The organism is uncultured Salinicola sp. (assembly GCF_937921195.1).
Lineage (GTDB): Bacteria > Pseudomonadota > Gammaproteobacteria > Pseudomonadales > Halomonadaceae > Salinicola.
Genome location: NZ_CALFQK010000162.1, coordinates 1 through 15,398 on the forward strand (window position 1 = coordinate 1; position 15,398 = coordinate 15,398).

A 15,398-nucleotide genomic window follows, 5' to 3' on the forward strand; every position below is an offset into this window, starting at 1 on the left:
TTCCGCAAGGGCCGTAACGCCTTCGCCGGTATCGCCCTGCAGCGCTACGACATCGGACGCCAGCAGCTCACCGGGCCCGTGCACAATATCTTTCGGGGTACGTCTCTGGGCGTCACCGAAGCCCCGCATCTCTATCGAAGAAACGGCTACTACTATCTGGTCACCGCCGAGGGCGGTACCGGTTACGGCCATGCCATGACGGTGGCCCGCTCGCGTGAGTTGACGGGGCCCTACGAGGTCGACCCGACCAACCCGGTGCTCACCTCGAACCCGGATGCCGCCGACCAACTGCAGAAGGCCGGCCACGGCAGCCTGGTGGAGACCGCCGGGGGCGAGTGGTACTGCGCCCATCTCTGTGCCCGCCCGGTCGTCGCCGGGCGCTGCATGCTGGGGCGCGAGACCGCCCTGCAGCGCTGCGTCTGGACCGAGGACGACTGGCTCCGCATCGAGGGCGGCCCCTACCCCAGCCATCGGGTGGCCGGCCCGGATCTTCACTGGCAGGCTCCCCTCGCCGAGCCGGATCGCGATACCTTCGAGAGTCCCGGCCTCCACCGCTACTGGCAGAGTCTGCGCAGGCCGTTCGACGACACCTGGCTGTCGCTGACCGAGCGCCCGGGCTGCCTGCGGCTCAAGGGTGGCGAGTCGATGCAGTCGACCCACCGACAGAGCCTGCTGGCCAGGCGCCTGACCCACCTCGAGGTGGAGGTGGAGACGCGGCTGTCCTTCCACCCCGACCATTTCCAGCAGATGGCGGGGCTGATCCTCTACTACGACACCAAGGATTACATCTACCTGAGGGTGACCCGGGACGAGACGCTGGGCCGTTGCCTAGGCATCATCGTCTCGCGCCATGGCGTCTATGACGAGCCGCTGACCAGCGATTTCCCCCTGGTCGACGGCGACGTGCGGCTGATGGCGCGTCTGGAGCGCGAGTGGCTGCGTTTCTTCCATGCGCCGGGCGACGCGCAGGGCGATCCGGATCGAGATGGCGACGGTATCGAGTGGCAGCCGATCGGCGATCCGCTCGACATCTCCCATCTCTGCGACGACGATCCGGACTACATCCGCTTCACCGGTACCTTCGTCGGCCTCTGCGCCCAGGATCTCTCCGGGGCCGGGCTCGCGGCGGACTTTCACGAGTTCGACTACCGCCCAGCAAAAAGCCGCTGATCTCCATGAGATCAGCGGCTCTCGTTGGCCGGTCCGGCCGCGAAGGGCCTTAGAGGGTGTTTACAAAATGCCTGCGCTAGGCAATACGGCGTTGAAACCGACCTCAAAATGCTCATTTACCCCGTGTAAACTCCGCTTTTTCGGCCGATTTCGCCTTGTCTCGCCTTCGCTCGTCGAATTTGTAAACACCCTCTTAGGCTTTGTACGAAAACTAGCCGACCGGCCTCAGTTGCCCAGCTTGGCCGCCAGCTCGGCCACGTGCTTGCCCTGGAAACGCGCGATCGCCAGTTCGTTCTCGCTGGGCGTGCGGCTGCCGTCGGCGTTGGCCAGCGTGGTCGCGCCGTAGGGCGTGCCACCGGTGATCTCGCTCATGTTGGAGAGCTCGGCGCAGCTGTAGGGCACGCCCACGATCACCATGCCGTGATGCATCAGCGTGGTGTGGATCGAGGTCAGCGTGGTCTCCTGCCCGCCGTGCTGCGTCGCCGTCGAGGCAAAGGCGCTGCCGATCTTGCCGATCAGCTTGCCCTGGGCCCAGGGGCCACCGGTCATGTCCCAGAAATTGCGCATCTGGGAGGCCATGTTGCCAAACCGGGTCGGCGTGCCGACGATGATGGCGTCGTAGTCGGCCAGCGCTTCCGGGCCCTCGATCAGCGGCGCGTCCTGATCGGTCTTGTAACCGGATTTCACCGCCACCTCCTGCGGTACCAGCTCCGGCACGCGGCGGATATCGACCTGGGTGCCACCGACGCTTTCGGCGCCGTCCGCCACCGCCTTGGCCATGGTCTCGATATGGCCGTAGCTCGAGTAATACAGCACCAGCACTTTGCTCATGAAAATCTCCTGGGGAGTTGGAGTTTCGGGAAGAAACGCTTTTCAGACTAGGCGCGTAAATCATTCGGCGCCATGGCGTCGAGACTGCATTTTTTGCGCCGAAAGCCGCGAAACGGTCGAACGCTCAGGTCTCTTGGAAATATCGCAGCGCCCGCCTCCGTCTCCGTACCGCCCCGGGGGTTTGTGACCGCGGAAGGATAGCCGCTATTCTGTGGGCTCACCCACCGAACCGGGGTCCACGCTGGTGGACCGGAGCAAGCGATGACCACTTCCCGCGACCTGCTGGCCTCCCTGATCGGCTTCGATACCGTCTCCCGGCACTCGAATCTCGAGCTGATCGATTTCGTCGAACGCTATCTCGCCTCTCACCGCGTGCCGGCCCAGCGCATCACCAACGTCGATGGCAGCAAGTCCAACCTGCTGGCACGCATCGGCCCGGCGGTCGAGGGCGGCGTGGTACTTTCCGGTCACACCGATGTGGTACCGGTCGACGGCCAGCCGTGGAACAGCGACCCGTTCACCCTGACGGACAGGCAGGACGGCCGGCTCTACGGTCGCGGCAGCTGCGACATGAAGGGATTCCTCGCCTGCGCCCTGGCGCAGGTTCCCGCCTGGCAGGCCCTCGATCTCGCGCGGCCGATCTACCTGGCCTTCTCCTACGATGAGGAGATCGGCTGCCTCGGCGCGCCGGCGATGATCGAACGGCTGATGGTGGATGAACCGCTGCCCGGCGCCGTGATCATCGGCGAGCCCACCTCGATGCAACCGATCGTGGCACAGAAGGGAATCACCACCCTGCGCACCACGGTGACCGGCAAGGAGTCGCACTCCAGCCAGATCAATCAGGGGATGTCGGCAATCCACGTGGCCGCCAGGCTGGTGACGAAGATCGAGGCGATCATGCAGGAGCTGGTCGACGAGGGGGCGCTGGAACACGTCTTCAACGTCCAGCACTCGAGCCTGCACGTCGGGCTGATCCAGGGCGGCACCGCGATCAACATCATGGCGCGGCACTGCCAGTTCGACTGGGAGATCCGCCACCTGCCCAGCGACGGCTTCGAGGCGGTCTTTACCCGTTTCGAGCGCTACGCCAAGGCGCTGGAGGCCGAGTTGCAGGAGCGTGCACCGGAGATCCGCATCGTCACAGAGCAACTGGTCGATACCGTGCCGGCGCTGGCCGACCGCGACAACGCCGCCGCCATCGCCCTCTGCCGCGAATGTCTAGACGATCCGAGCGTCGACACCGGCGGTGTCGCCTACGCCACCGAAGGGGGGCAGTTCCAGCGCGCCGGCCTGCCGACCGTCGTGTGCGGCCCGGGGAGCATCGAACAGGCTCACCAGCCGGACGAATATATCGAGATCGACCAGATCGAGGCCGGCGATCGCTTCATGCGACGGCTGGGCGAGCGGATGGCGGGTTGAGCACTGCCGCCACTCGCTACTGCCGGCCAGTGGAGCCCGGAGTCATGCACACGCCTGCCCTCGCCGTTCGCCCCACCGCCACCGGGTCCCCGTGGCACGGGGACGTGTACTGACTCGTCCACCAGCCATTCAGGCGTCGAAGAACACTCTCAGGACGTGATCCATGTGCACTTCCATCGCCTTCCTCGCCGCATCGGGATCGCGACTCTCGATCGCCGCCAGGATGCGCTGATGGTCATCCTGTGACTGGCGCGGCATGTCGGTCTCCATGAACAGTTCCTGGAGGCGGCGGAACATCTTGCCGTACTGGTGGCCGAGCAGATGCTTGATGGTCATGGCGTAGGCCGCGTTGCCCGAGGCCTCGGCGATGCGGATGTGCAGCAGTCGATCGCCGGCCTGGTTGCGCCCGCCGTGGCGATTGTCCTCGACATTGCGCGCATAGGCGGCGCGCATCGCGGCAAGCTCCTCGTCGCTGGCGTTGAGCGCCGCCAGCGCCGCCGTCTCGGGCTCGAGATAGCGTCTCGCCTGCAACAGCGAGAACGGCGGGATCTCCTGGTCCAGGTCGAGTTCGATCTCGCTGGCGAACTCCGGGTCCAGCGCCCACCCTTCCTGGCGCCGGGCCGCGCTCATCACCGAGCTGCCCACCTCCTCGTGCCGCTCCAGCACCAGCACGCCGTGCCCGACGCGTACCTCGACCTGGCCGACGACTTCCAGCGCGATCAGCGCCTCCCGCACCGACGCCCGACTGACCCCCAGCTGCTGCGCCAGGTCACGCTCCGGCGGCAACAAGGTGCCCGGCGGAAACTCCCCCTGGCGAATCAACACCAGCAACTGGTCGGCAATCTGACGATAGAGCCGCTGTGCGCGAATGGTCTGGATCGGCATCCATCGATCTCCCGGTTTCATGAGCAGGACGAGCCAGGCTCTGCTTGAGGAATTGAGGGCCGGTGTCTCTTCGCCGTGTCAACGTTGCAGTGGCGAACGCGGCCACCTCTCAGACAGGGCATAGACATTGGTCGCAAATGACAACGCTACCAGCGGCTTTCGGCGGCTTATTAGACGTTTGGCGATTTGCGGGCCGTTTCGGCAAAGGATAATACTTGGATCAAAGGTCAGGCCTTTAGACATTAGAACCAACCTTCTCTTCAGAAGCAAAAACAGAGCATCGAAGCCGCCTTCAGGAGCCCCGGTCATGCGACTCGCCAACAAAACCGCACTGATTACCGCTGCAGGACAAGGCATCGGCCGCGCCACCGTCGAACGGTTTTTGGCCGAGGGCGCCCGCGTGATCGCCACCGATATCGACCCCGCCAAGCTCGAGGGGTTGGAAGATGCCCAGTGTCACGCACTCGACGTCACCGATGCCGAGGCCGTGCGAGCCCTGATCGAATCGCTGCCACCACTGGACATCCTGTTCAACTGCGCCGGCACGGTGCCGAGCGGCTCGATCCTCGAGTGCGACGACGCCCAGTGGGCCTTTGCCCAGCGCCTCAACGTCGACTCCATGTTCTACACCATCCGCGCCGCGCTACCGGCGATGCTGGCCAACGGCGGCGGCAGCATCATCAACATGTCGTCGCTCGCCTCCAGCGCCAAGGGCGTGGTCAATCGCTTCGCCTACGGCACCACCAAGGCCGCCGTGGTCGGACTGACCAAATCCGTCGCCGCCGATTTCATGACCCGCGGCATCCGCTGCAACGCGATCTGCCCGGGCACGGTCGACTCCCCCTCCCTGCGCGAGCGGGTCGCCGAGCAGGCGCGCCAGCAGGGCCGCACCAACGACGAGGTCTTTGCCGAATTCATCGCCCGCCAACCCATGGGCCGGCTGGGCAAGGTGGAGGAGATCGCCGCGCTGGCGACGCATCTGGCCAGCGACGAAGCCTCGTTCATTACCGGCACGGTGCAGATGATCGATGGGGGCTGGTCCAATTGATCTCTTGAGTTCTCGTAGCTCGTAGCTCGTAGCTCGTAGCTCGTAGCTCGTAGCTCAAAACTAGACCCACTTCGCTAACGGACACAGAAAAGGAAACCGCATGAAACTGCTACGCCACGGCCCCAAGGGTCAGGAAAAGCCCGGTCTGGTCGACGCCAACGGGGTCGTTCGCGACCTCTCCGGCCAGATCGACGATATCGCCGGCGACGTGCTCTCCGACTCGGGCCTGGCTCGGCTGGCCCAGATCGATACCGCCAGCCTGCCGGAAGTCTCCGCCGGTACGCGGCTCGGCCCCTGCGTCGGCCGGGTCGGCAAGTTCATCTGCATCGGGCTGAACTACTCCGATCACGCCGCCGAGACCGGCGCCGAAGTGCCCGCGGAGCCGGTCGTCTTCAACAAGTGGACCAGCGCCATCTGCGGCCCCAACGACGACGTCGAGATCCCCCGCGGCTCCGAGAAGACCGACTGGGAAGTGGAACTGGGCGTGATCATCGGCAAGGGCGGGCGCTATATCGACGAAGCGGACGCCATGGGCCACGTCGCCGGCTTCTGCGTGGTCAACGACGTCTCCGAACGCGAATATCAGCTCGAGCGCAGCGGCACCTGGGACAAGGGCAAGGGCTGCGACACCTTCGGCCCGCTCGGCCCGTGGCTGGTCACCCGCGACGAAATCGCCGATCCGCAGAATCTGTCGATGTGGCTCGAAGTCGACGGCAAGCGCTACCAGGATGGCTCGACCCAGACCATGGTGTTCCAGGTGCCGCACCTGGTCGCCTATCTCAGCCGCTTCATGAGCCTGCAGCCGGGCGACGTCATCTCCACCGGCACGCCCCCGGGCGTCGGCATGGGCCAGAACCCCAAGGTCTTCCTCAAACCGGGCCAGACCATGCGCCTGGGGATCGAAGGGCTGGGCGAACAGCAGCAGCGCTGCGTCGAGAGCTGATCCGACCATCGTCCACGGAGGTCACCGTCATGCGTATCGATGCCCATCAGCATTTCTGGCACTACCGGGCGAGCGAGTTTCCGTGGATCGACGGCGCCATGGACGAATTGCAGCGGGATTTCCTGCCGCCAGACCTCGCCGCCGAACGGCAGGCCTGGGACATCGACGCGACGATCGCGGTCCAGGCGCGACCGCTGGCCCGGGAGACCGACTTCCTGCTGGAGCTGGCCGAGCACGATCCGTCGATCGTCGGCGTGGTCGGCTGGATCGATCCGGTGGCGGACGATCTGGAGACACAGCTGGATCGCCGGCACTCGTCGCGGCTGTGCGGCTTTCGCCACCTGATCCAGGACGAGGCCGAGCCCAGCGACTATCTGCGCCGGCGCGACGTGCAGCTAGGCATCCAGCGGCTCCAGCGCGCGGGCTGGTGCTACGACGTGCTGGTCACCGCCGCCCATCTGCCGGCGACGCTCGACTTCTGCCGCGCCTGCGACGGGCACACGCTGATACTCGATCATCTCGGCAAACCCGACGTATTGGGCCACCTCGACAACCGGTGCGACGACGGCTTCGATACCTGGCGCCGCGAGCTGACGAGCCTCGCGGAACTGCCCCATGTCGCCTGCAAGCTCTCCGGGCTGATCACCGAAGCCGACTGGCGGCACTGGCGTGCTCACGACATCCAGCCCTATCTCGACGTGGCGCTGGAAGCGTTCGGTGAGGAGCGGCTGCTGTTCGGCTCCGACTGGCCGGTCTGCCTGGTGGCCGGAAGCTATCACGACGTCCTGGCGCTGATCGATGACTGGGCCACCCGACGCGGGCTCGACAAGAAAGCGCTGTTCGGCGGCAACGCTCGACGCCTGTATGGCTTGAAGATGCCTGATGTGCGCTCGCTGAACGCTCCCGACAACGATAAAGAGCCCGGCACATGAACCTGGAACTCCAAGACAACGTCATCATCGTCACCGGCGGCGCCTCCGGCATCGGGGCTGCGATCAGCGAAGCGCTGGTCGCCGAGGGGGCGATACCGATCATCGTGGCGCGCGACGAACCGCCGGCGGAATGGCTGGCGAAGCTCCGCGAAGCCGGCAGCATAGAGTTCATCGCCACGGAGCTGACCGACGACGAAGCCTGCCGCTCGGCGGTGGCCCGGATAGTCGACCGGCATGGGCGGCTCGATGGGCTGGTCAACAACGCCGGGGTCAACGACCGGGTCGGGCTCGAGGCCGGGGTCGAGGCGTTCCAGGCCTCGCTGGACCGCAATCTGCTCCACTACTACGCCATGGCGCATCACAGCCTGCCCCACCTGCGGCGAAGCCGTGGCGCCATCGTCAATGTCGCCTCCAAGACCGCGCTCACCGGCCAGGGCGGTACCAGTGGTTACAGCGCGGCCAAGGGTGGCCAGTTGGCGCTGACCCGGGAGTGGGCGGTGAGCCTCGCCGGCGACGGCATTCGCGTCAACGCGGTGGTGCCGGCCGAGGTCATGACCCCGCTCTATCGCCGCTGGATCGACAGCTTCGACGACAGCGAGGCCCGCCTCGCCGCCATCACCGCCACGATTCCCCTCGGCCAGCGCATGACCGAGCCCCGGGAGATCGCCGACAGCACGCTGTTCCTGCTGTCGCCACGGGCGTCCCACACCACCGGTCAGTGGCTGTTCGTCGACGGCGGCTACGTTCATCTCGATCGCGCCATGACGGCGCCTTCGGCAACGGATCGGCAAGGCTGACGAACGGAGGTCGAAGACATGCGTTACTGCCTGGCGCTGGACCTGGCCGAAGACGACGCCGCGATTGCCGAGTACGAGCGCCGACACCGGGAGGTCTGGCCGGAAGTCGAATCACACCTGCGCGACTGCGGGGTGGAAAGCCTGGAGATTTTTCGCTTGGGCTCGCGACTGGTCATGGTCATGGAAACCGATGACGACCGATTCAGTTTCGACGCCATGGCCGCCGCCGAGCGTGACAACCCGGCGGTGCAACGGTGGGAGGCGGAAATGTGGCGCTACCAGCGCCCGACGCCCTGGACGGAGGAGAACAACAAATGGCAACCCATGACGCCAATCTACCGCTTGGGCGCGGCATGAAAGCCCCGGCAGCCACGCGCACGCGCCACCTGCGCAAGTGGGGCCTACCGGTGGAGACGCTGGTGCTCGGCCTCACGCTACTGCTATGGGTGGTGATGGCGCTGACGACCTCGACCTTTCTGACGACCAATAACGTGGTCAACATTCTGCGCCAGGTGTCGATCGACAGCATCATCGCCTTCGGCGTGCTGTTCCCGATCCTGATCCGCGGTATCGATCTGTCGGTGGGCTCGGTGGTGGCGCTCTCCGGCGTCGTCTGCGCGACGCTGCTGACCGCGGGCGTGCCGATTCCCCTCGCCATTGCGCTGACGCTCGTGCTCGGCGTGGCAATCGGCTCGCTCAACGCCTTCTCCGTCTACCGCCTCGGCATCCCGGCCTTCATCATCACCCTCGCCGGCCTGCAGGCGTTTCGCGGTGGCGCCTTCCTGGTCAGCGACGGCACCAGCGTGTTCGGCCTGCCAAAGGCGCTCTCCGCCTTTGCCCGCGCCGAGTGGCTCGGCATTCCGTCGCTGTTCTGGAGCATGCTGGTCATCGGCGTGGTGCTGCACTTCATCCTCAGCCGTACGCGCACCGGACGCTACATGATCGCCATGGGCAGCAACCACGAGTCCGCCCGCCGCGCAGGGATCAACATCAAGCGCATCGTCTTCTTCGCCTACATCGTCAGCTCCGTCACTGCCTGCATCGCCGGCATGCTGCTGATGGCGCGCATGAGCATCGGCTCGCCCACCGCCGGGGTCGCCTACGAGCTCAACGCCATCGCCGCCGCCGTGGTGGGGGGCGCCAGCCTGTTCGGCGGTCGCGGCAGCGTACTCGGCACCTTCATCGGCGCCCTGCTGTTCGCCACCATCGCCAACGCCGCCAACCTGCTGGGCATCGACTCGTTCTGGCAGATGGTCGCGACCGGGGTTCTCATCGCCGCGGTCGTCTACGTCGACAACCTGCATAAGTGCCGCCAGAGCGGCGTGAAATAAGGAAACACTGAACCAATGCCTGCGCGAGCGAATCACTGCGTTGCGCGGTACTGGCGCGCCAGCCCGGTCGAAAACTCGCCTAACCCCAAGGTATGTCTCGTTTTCTGTGTTCCGTGCGCCTTGTGCTTCATCTCGCTCGGCGATTGATTCAGAGCTTCCATAGGAGATAGAGAATGTCGCTACTCGAAGTCAGGGATCTCAAGAAACGCTTCGGTGCCGTGGAAGTCCTCTGCGGGGTCGACCTCACCCTCGACGCCGGCGAGGTGCTCGCCGTGGTGGGTGACAACGGCGCCGGCAAATCGACGCTGATCAAGCACATCTCCGGCGTCTACCGCCGCGACAGCGGCGACATCGCCCTCGGTGGCAAGGCGGTGGCATTCGACTCCCCCAAGGAGGCGCGCCGCGCCGGCATCGAGACCGTCTATCAGGATCTGGCGCTGGCCGACGAACTCTCGGTGGGCGCCAATATCTTCCTGGGGCGCGAGCCGGTCCGCCGCTGGCTCGGCCTGCTGCCGGTGATCGATCGCGGGCGCATCCTGCAGGAGACGCAGCGGCTGATCGATAGCATCGAAAGCCACATCCCCGATGGCGCCAGCACGGTCGCGGGGTTGTCCGGCGGGCAACGCCAGGCCGTCGCCATCGCGCGCGCACTCTACTGGGATGCCAAGGTGGTGATCCTCGACGAGCCCACCGCCGCGCTGGCGGTGATGGAGCGGGAGAACGTCATCAAGCTATCGCGAATGCTCGCCGCCAAGGGCGTCGGCGTGATCTACATCGGTCACAACCTGGTGGAGATCCTGGAAGTCGCCGACCGCATCGCGGTGATGTATCGCGGCCGCATCGTCCACGTCGCGCGATCCGAGGAGACCACCCAGGAGGAGCTGATCAAGTACATGACCGGCTACAGCGAACGCCGGGAGAGCGCCGCCTGAACGCGGCACTCCATTTCGAAAGGCAGCAACGACCGCAGGACCCGAAGACCAACCACAATATGCGGAGAACGCTCATGCCAAGCCACACGCCACGTTCACGTCGACTCGCCCCGCTCGCCCTTGGCGTTGCGCTCGCCGGGCTCTCGACCAGCCAGCTCGCCAGCGCCCAGGACGCCGACATCACCATTCCGGTGGTGATCAAGGCGACCACCGCCTCCTACTGGCAGGCGGTGTTCGACGGCGCCCACCAGGCAGCCGACCGTCTCGGCATCCAGATCGAGGAGCTGGGGCCGGCCAACGAGACCGAGGTCGCCCGCCAGATCTCGATCATGGAGAACCTGATCAGCCGCAAGCCCACGGCAATCGTCCTCGCCCCGGTTTCCACCGATGCCATGGCCGGTCCGGTGGAGAGCGCGACCGCCGCCGGCATCCCGGTGGTGATCATCGACTCCGGCGTCGACACCGATCGCTACGCCTCGTTGATCGCCACCGACAACTTCGCCGCGGGCCAGCGCGCCGGACATGCGCTGGCCGAGTGTATCGAGCGGACCAACGGCGAGGCTTCCGGTCAGGTGGCGTACCTGCGCACCAACCCCAACGGCGAGTCGCTGGTCTCCCGTGACAACGGCTTCCTGGATGCGATCGGCGAGTACCCGGACATCGAGGTGGTCGACAATCGCGTCGCCAACAACGACACCACCAAGGCGATGAACGATACCCTCGACCTGCTCAATCGCTACCCCGAGCTCAAGGGCATCTTCGCCGACAACCAGCTGATGGGAGACGGTGCCGGTACCGCCTTTGCCGAACAGAGCGCGGACGACGTCTGCCTGGTGGCCTTCGACTCCAGCGAGCTCGAGGTGGATTTCCTGCGCCAGGGCGTGATCGATTCACTGGTCGTCCAGGATCCCTACATGATGGGGTACTCCGGGGTGTGGTTCGCCTACGCCGCGTCCCAGGGCGTCGCGCTACCCAAGAGCGTCGACACCGGCGTCCACGTCGCGACCACCGAGAGCGTCGACGAACCCGACTTCACCGGCCTGCTCGACCCCAAGCAGCGCAAGTTGACGCCCTATCTGGCACCGACCGCGACTGCGGCAGGCGACGAGTAACCCGAGCCGGGGCCGAGCCCGCCGAGTCGGGCCGGCCCCTTCGATCGATCTTACGCCCGGCGATTTGGGTATCCCGCCGGGCCGACCGTCCACGCAATGGTCCGACCTTTGTTCCTTTGACATACGAGGTCGGCATTTCAGGAGTCCACACATGCAAGTCGTCGTCTGTTCGAAGCCCGGCGAGATGGCCGTCATCGACCGGCCGGTGCCCGATTGCGCGCCCGGTGAGGCGCTGGTGGCGATTCGCCGTATCGGCATCTGCGGCACCGATATCCACGCCTTCGGCAGCAATCAGCCCTACTTCGCCTACCCCCGCGTGCTGGGTCACGAACTCAGCGGCGAGGTGGTGCTGACCGGCGACGATGTCTCCCCCGAACTCATTGGCCAGCCAGTCTACGTGATCCCCTACCTCCACTGCGGCGAATGCCGCGCCTGTCGCCAGGGCCGTACCAACTGCTGCCAGCGTCTCGAGGTGGTCGGCGTGCATCGCGACGGCGGCATGGCGGAGTGGCTCAACGTCCCGGCGTCGCATCTGGTGCCGGTGCCCGGTCTGTCGGCGGAAGCCTTGGCGCTGGTCGAGTGTCAGGCCATCGGCGCCCACGCCGTCCGCCGCGGCCAGGTCGAAAGCGACGAACTGGTGGTGGTGGTGGGTGCCGGCCCGATCGGCATTGGCGTACTGCAGGTGGCCAGGAGCCGCGGCGCGCGGGTGGCGATGGTCGATACCAATCGCGACCGCCTGGCGCTGTGCCGAGACGCGCTCGGTGCCGATGCCGTCTGGCACGCCGTCGAGGATGACGTGAGCGCCGAGATCGAGGCGCTCAACGATGGCGCCCTGGCCGACGTGGTGTTCGATGCGACAGGCAATCCCGAGGCGATGAATCGCGGCTTCGACTTCGCCGGCCACGGCGGTCGCTATGTGCTGGTGAGCGTGGTCAAGGCCGACATCAGCTTCAGCGACCCGGACTTCCACAGGAAGGAGCTGACCCTGCTGGGCAGCCGCAATGCGACACGGGAGGACTTCGAGACCGTCACCCGGCTGATGGCGAGTGGCGACATCCTCACCGAGCCGTTGATCACCCACCGGGGTCGGCTCGAAGAGTTGCCGACGCTGATGCCCCAGTGGTGCGCACCCGCCAGTGGCGTGATCAAGGCGATGGTGACGCTGGATGCCGCAACCGCGGAGGTCGAATCATGAGCGATACCCGCCTCGATACCATCGGTACCGACAGCCCGACCCGGATCACCCTGCGCATCCACCCGCGCGACAACGTGGCGGTGGCGCTGACCGACCTGCCCGCCGGCCGCCGGGTCGTGATCGACGACCGCGATATCGCCCTTGCCGACAATGTCCGCCACAAGCACAAGTTCACGCTCCAGGCGCTGTCGCCGGGGGATATCGTCACCATGTACGGCGTCACCGTGGGCAAGGCGACGCAAGCCATCCCCGCGGGCGGCGTCATCAGCGTGGACAACGTCGCCCATGCCACGGAGAGCGATGACGTCCAGCCCGGCAGCAGGAGCTGGACGCCGCCGGAGGTGACGCGCTTCCAGGGCACGACCTTCGACGGCTTCCATCGCCCCGACGGCAGTGTCGGCACCGCCAACGTCTGGCTGGTGATCCCGCTGGTGTTCTGCGAGAACCGCAATATCGAGGTGCTGCGCCAGTGCGTCGCCGATGCGCTGGGCGACGACCCTTATCGCGACTACAAGCGCATGGCGCGGCAGATGCTGGACGGGATGCTCGATGCCTCGTTCGGCGACCCTTTCGAGTCGCAAGCGCCAACACGCTTCCCCAATGTCGACGGCGTGCGCTTTCTGACCCATACCCTGGGCTGCGGCGGCACCGACGACGATGCCGAAGCGCTGTGCCAGCTGCTGGCCGGCTACATCTGCCACCCCAACGTGGCCGGCGCGACGGTGCTGAGCCTCGGCTGCCAGAAGGCGCAGATCCAGATGCTCAAGGCGGCGGTGGCCCAGCGCGACCCGCAGCAGCTGCGAACGGTGGACTACTTCGACCAGCAGTCTTCACCCAGCGAGGAGGCCCTGATCCGCAATGCGCTGCAGTCGATCTTCGACGGCCTGGCGGCCGCCGATCGCATTCAGCGCCAGCCGGCGCCGCTGGCCGAGCTCACCCTCGGGGTCGAGTGCGGCGGCTCCGACGGTTTCTCCGGCATCTCCGCCAATCCGCTGGTGGGCGGCGTGGTCGATCGTCTGGTCGCCCTCGGCGGCAGCGGCATTCTCGCCGAGTTCCCGGAGCTGTGCGGGGTCGAGCACGAGCTGGTCGCCCGCTGCACCGACGCGAACGTCGCCGGACGCTTCCGCGATCTGATGCAGGCCTATCAGCGCCACGCCGCCGCGGTGGGGGCCGATTTCTCCATGAACCCTTCGCCGGGCAATATCCGCGACGGCCTGATCACCGACGCGATGAAATCCGCCGGCGCGGCCAAGAAAGGCGGCGATGGCCCGGTGGTCGACGTGCTCGACTACACCGAGCCCCACCGCCGCGCCGGGCTCAGCCTGCTCTGCACCCCGGGCAACGATGTGGAATCGACCACCGCCCTGGCCGGCTCCGGCGCCAACCTGATCCTGTTCACCACCGGGCTCGGCACGCCCACCGGCAACCCGGTGACACCGGTGCTCAAGATCGCCAGCAACAGCGAGCTGGCCACGCGCATGCGCGACATCATCGATTTCGACGCCGGCCCCATCGTGCGCGGCGAACGCAGCATCGACGAACTGGCGGAAGAGCTGCTGACGCTGTGCATCGAGGTCGCCTCGGGGCGTCACCACTCGCACGCCCAGCGCCTCTCCCAGCACGACTTCATTCCCTGGAAGCGCGGGGTCTCGCTATGACGCTCTCCAGGCACACCAACGACTACCGCGACGCCGGGATCGTTCAGTTCGGCACCGGGCGTTTTCTGCTCGCCCATGTCGATGCGCTGGTGTCCGAATCGCTGGTAAATGGCGACAGCGACGAGCGCATTCTGGTGGTGCAGAGTTCGACCCGCGAAGAAGGCAAGCGCAAGGCGCGCCTGCTGGCCGAGCAGCGCCGCTATCCCGTGCGGATTCGCGGCCGGCGCGACGGCGAGACGGTCGATCGCGAGCAGACCGTCGACAGCGTCGCCGGCTGCCTGATCGCCGCCGAGCAGTGGGACGCGCTCGAGCGCCACGTAATCGAGCACGCCCGCATCATCGTCTCCAATACCGCCGACAACGGCTACGAGATCGGCGACGACTCGAGTCTCGCCACCGTGCCGGCGAGCTTTCCCGGCAAGCTGACCCACTTGCTGCGGGCGCGCTTCGAGGCCGGCAACGACGGCCTGACGATCCTGCCCTGCGAGCTGATCGAGCACAACGCCAGCCGGTTGCAATCGCTGGTGACGGCGATGGCCCGCCGCGACGGCGCCGGAACCCCGGACAGCGAGGCCTTTCTGGACTGGCTCGATAACCGCTGCGTATGGGCCGATACGCTGGTGGATCGTATCGTCTCGGAACCGCTCGAGCCGCTCGGCGCGATCGCCGAGCCCTACGCGCTCTGGGCCATCCAGCGCAGACCCGGCATGGCGATTCCCTGCACCCACCCGGATGTCGAGATCGTCGATGGCCTGGGCCCTCAGGCGACCTGCAAACTGCATATTCTCAATCTCGCCCACACCTATCTGGTCGATCACTGGCAGCGCGCCGGCCGGCCGGTCGAGTTCGTGCGTGAGGCCATGGAGAACAGTGCGCTGGTCGACTCGCTGCGTGCGGTGCTCGATCAGGAAGTGCTGCCGACCCTGGCTGCCGAACTCCCGCTGGCTCAGCTTCAAGCCTACCGAGACACCACGCTGGAACGCTTTGCCAACCCATTTCTCGATCACCGCCTCGCCGATATCGCCCAGAACCACGCCGCCAAGCGGCAGCGACGCCTGCAGCCGGTGGTCGATAAAGCACGCCTTCAGGGGCGCGCCACGCCCGGGCTCGACGAAGCGTTGAGCCGATGATCCCAGCAAGAA

Annotated in this window: 15 protein-coding genes; 13 read left to right on the plus strand and 2 right to left on the minus strand. The window is 66.3% G+C overall.

Translation table 11 applies throughout. From position 1 onward, the window contains the following. A partial coding sequence (locus tag Q0602_RS18275; RefSeq protein ID WP_298846378.1) for a family 43 glycosylhydrolase occupies positions 1-1,170 on the plus strand: 1,170 nt, incomplete at its 5' end. Positions 1,171-1,395: 225 nt separating this feature from the next. On the opposite strand, the gene wrbA is transcribed toward Q0602_RS18275, so the two are convergent. Then, positions 1,396-2,001, minus strand: coding sequence for an NAD(P)H:quinone oxidoreductase (gene wrbA, locus Q0602_RS18280; RefSeq protein ID WP_298846382.1), 606 nt, complete (start codon positions 1,999-2,001; stop codon positions 1,396-1,398). A 261-nt stretch (positions 2,002-2,262) separates the two neighbouring features. On the opposite strand from wrbA, the gene argE reads away from it, so the two are divergent. Next, positions 2,263-3,423 (plus strand): acetylornithine deacetylase, encoded by a 1,161-nt coding sequence (argE, locus tag Q0602_RS18285; RefSeq protein ID WP_298846385.1) that lies wholly within the window; start codon positions 2,263-2,265, stop codon positions 3,421-3,423. Positions 3,424-3,552: 129 nt separating this feature from the next. Here argE and Q0602_RS18290 read toward each other — a convergent pair whose 3' ends face one another. Continuing rightward, entirely contained in the window at positions 3,553-4,308 is a 756-nt protein-coding gene (locus tag Q0602_RS18290) for a FadR/GntR family transcriptional regulator (protein WP_298846388.1), read from the minus strand. A 307-nt stretch (positions 4,309-4,615) separates the two neighbouring features. Between Q0602_RS18290 and Q0602_RS18295 the strand changes: the two genes are divergently transcribed. The 11 genes from Q0602_RS18295 (at position 4,616) to Q0602_RS18345 (ending at position 15,386) form a co-directional block, all read left to right on the plus strand. Further along, on the plus strand, positions 4,616-5,356 hold the full coding sequence (locus Q0602_RS18295; protein WP_298846391.1) for an SDR family oxidoreductase: 741 nt from the start codon (positions 4,616-4,618) through the stop codon (positions 5,354-5,356). Positions 5,357-5,456: 100 nt separating this feature from the next. Beyond that, a complete protein-coding gene (locus tag Q0602_RS18300; RefSeq protein WP_298846394.1) occupies positions 5,457-6,299 on the plus strand; it encodes a fumarylacetoacetate hydrolase family protein in 843 nt (280 codons plus the stop codon). Between the two features lie 29 nt (positions 6,300-6,328). Continuing rightward, a complete protein-coding gene (locus Q0602_RS18305) occupies positions 6,329-7,231 on the plus strand; it encodes an amidohydrolase (RefSeq protein WP_298846397.1) in 903 nt (300 codons plus the stop codon). Beyond that, positions 7,228-8,028 carry an SDR family oxidoreductase gene (locus Q0602_RS18310; RefSeq protein ID WP_298846400.1) on the plus strand — a complete coding sequence of 267 codons (801 nt, stop codon included), beginning with the start codon at positions 7,228-7,230 and terminating at the stop codon, positions 8,026-8,028. Before Q0602_RS18305 ends, Q0602_RS18310 begins: the two co-directional genes overlap by 4 nt. Positions 8,029-8,046: 18 nt before the next feature. Next, positions 8,047-8,385: an L-rhamnose mutarotase gene (locus Q0602_RS18315; RefSeq protein WP_295041129.1), complete on the plus strand. Its 339-nt coding sequence runs from the start codon at positions 8,047-8,049 to the stop codon at positions 8,383-8,385. Further along, complete coding sequence (locus tag Q0602_RS18320) at positions 8,343-9,359, plus strand: ABC transporter permease (RefSeq protein WP_298846404.1); 1,017 nt, start codon at positions 8,343-8,345, stop codon at positions 9,357-9,359. The genes Q0602_RS18315 and Q0602_RS18320 overlap by 43 nt, the downstream gene beginning before the upstream one ends. 173 nt (positions 9,360-9,532) lie before the next feature. After that, positions 9,533-10,291: an ATP-binding cassette domain-containing protein gene (locus Q0602_RS18325; RefSeq protein ID WP_295041127.1), complete on the plus strand. Its 759-nt coding sequence runs from the start codon at positions 9,533-9,535 to the stop codon at positions 10,289-10,291. A gap of 74 nt (positions 10,292-10,365) precedes the next feature. After that, entirely contained in the window at positions 10,366-11,403 is a 1,038-nt protein-coding gene (locus Q0602_RS18330) for an ABC transporter substrate-binding protein (protein ID WP_298846408.1), read from the plus strand. A 151-nt stretch (positions 11,404-11,554) separates the two neighbouring features. After that, the gene (locus Q0602_RS18335; protein WP_298846410.1) at positions 11,555-12,598 is read left to right on the plus strand and encodes a zinc-binding alcohol dehydrogenase family protein; all 1,044 of its coding nucleotides are present in this window, start codon (positions 11,555-11,557) and stop codon (positions 12,596-12,598) included. After that, the gene (locus Q0602_RS18340) at positions 12,595-14,256 is read left to right on the plus strand and encodes a UxaA family hydrolase (protein ID WP_298846412.1); all 1,662 of its coding nucleotides are present in this window, start codon (positions 12,595-12,597) and stop codon (positions 14,254-14,256) included. Before Q0602_RS18335 ends, Q0602_RS18340 begins: the two co-directional genes overlap by 4 nt. After that, positions 14,253-15,386: a mannitol dehydrogenase gene (locus Q0602_RS18345; RefSeq protein ID WP_298846415.1), complete on the plus strand. Its 1,134-nt coding sequence runs from the start codon at positions 14,253-14,255 to the stop codon at positions 15,384-15,386. The genes Q0602_RS18340 and Q0602_RS18345 overlap by 4 nt, the downstream gene beginning before the upstream one ends. Positions 15,387-15,398: the final 12 nt, after the last annotated feature.

Bases quoted from the DNA above. Each gene is read 5' to 3' on its own strand.
- wrbA (WP_298846382.1), bottom strand. From the start codon at position 2,001: ATGAGCAAAGTGCTGGTGCTGTATTACTCGAGCTACGGCCATATCGAG.
- argE (WP_298846385.1), top strand. From the start codon at position 2,263: ATGACCACTTCCCGCGACCTGCTGGCCTCCCTGATCGGCTTCGATACC.
- Q0602_RS18290 (WP_298846388.1), bottom strand. From the start codon at position 4,308: ATGCCGATCCAGACCATTCGCGCACAGCGGCTCTATCGTCAGATTGCC.
- Q0602_RS18295 (WP_298846391.1), top strand. From the start codon at position 4,616: ATGCGACTCGCCAACAAAACCGCACTGATTACCGCTGCAGGACAAGGC.
- Q0602_RS18300 (WP_298846394.1), top strand. From the start codon at position 5,457: ATGAAACTGCTACGCCACGGCCCCAAGGGTCAGGAAAAGCCCGGTCTG.
- Q0602_RS18305 (WP_298846397.1), top strand. From the start codon at position 6,329: ATGCGTATCGATGCCCATCAGCATTTCTGGCACTACCGGGCGAGCGAG.
- Q0602_RS18310 (WP_298846400.1), top strand. From the start codon at position 7,228: ATGAACCTGGAACTCCAAGACAACGTCATCATCGTCACCGGCGGCGCC.
- Q0602_RS18315 (WP_295041129.1), top strand. From the start codon at position 8,047: ATGCGTTACTGCCTGGCGCTGGACCTGGCCGAAGACGACGCCGCGATT.
- Q0602_RS18320 (WP_298846404.1), top strand. From the start codon at position 8,343: ATGGCAACCCATGACGCCAATCTACCGCTTGGGCGCGGCATGAAAGCC.
- Q0602_RS18325 (WP_295041127.1), top strand. From the start codon at position 9,533: ATGTCGCTACTCGAAGTCAGGGATCTCAAGAAACGCTTCGGTGCCGTG.
- Q0602_RS18330 (WP_298846408.1), top strand. From the start codon at position 10,366: ATGCCAAGCCACACGCCACGTTCACGTCGACTCGCCCCGCTCGCCCTT.
- Q0602_RS18335 (WP_298846410.1), top strand. From the start codon at position 11,555: ATGCAAGTCGTCGTCTGTTCGAAGCCCGGCGAGATGGCCGTCATCGAC.
- Q0602_RS18340 (WP_298846412.1), top strand. From the start codon at position 12,595: ATGAGCGATACCCGCCTCGATACCATCGGTACCGACAGCCCGACCCGG.
- Q0602_RS18345 (WP_298846415.1), top strand. From the start codon at position 14,253: ATGACGCTCTCCAGGCACACCAACGACTACCGCGACGCCGGGATCGTT.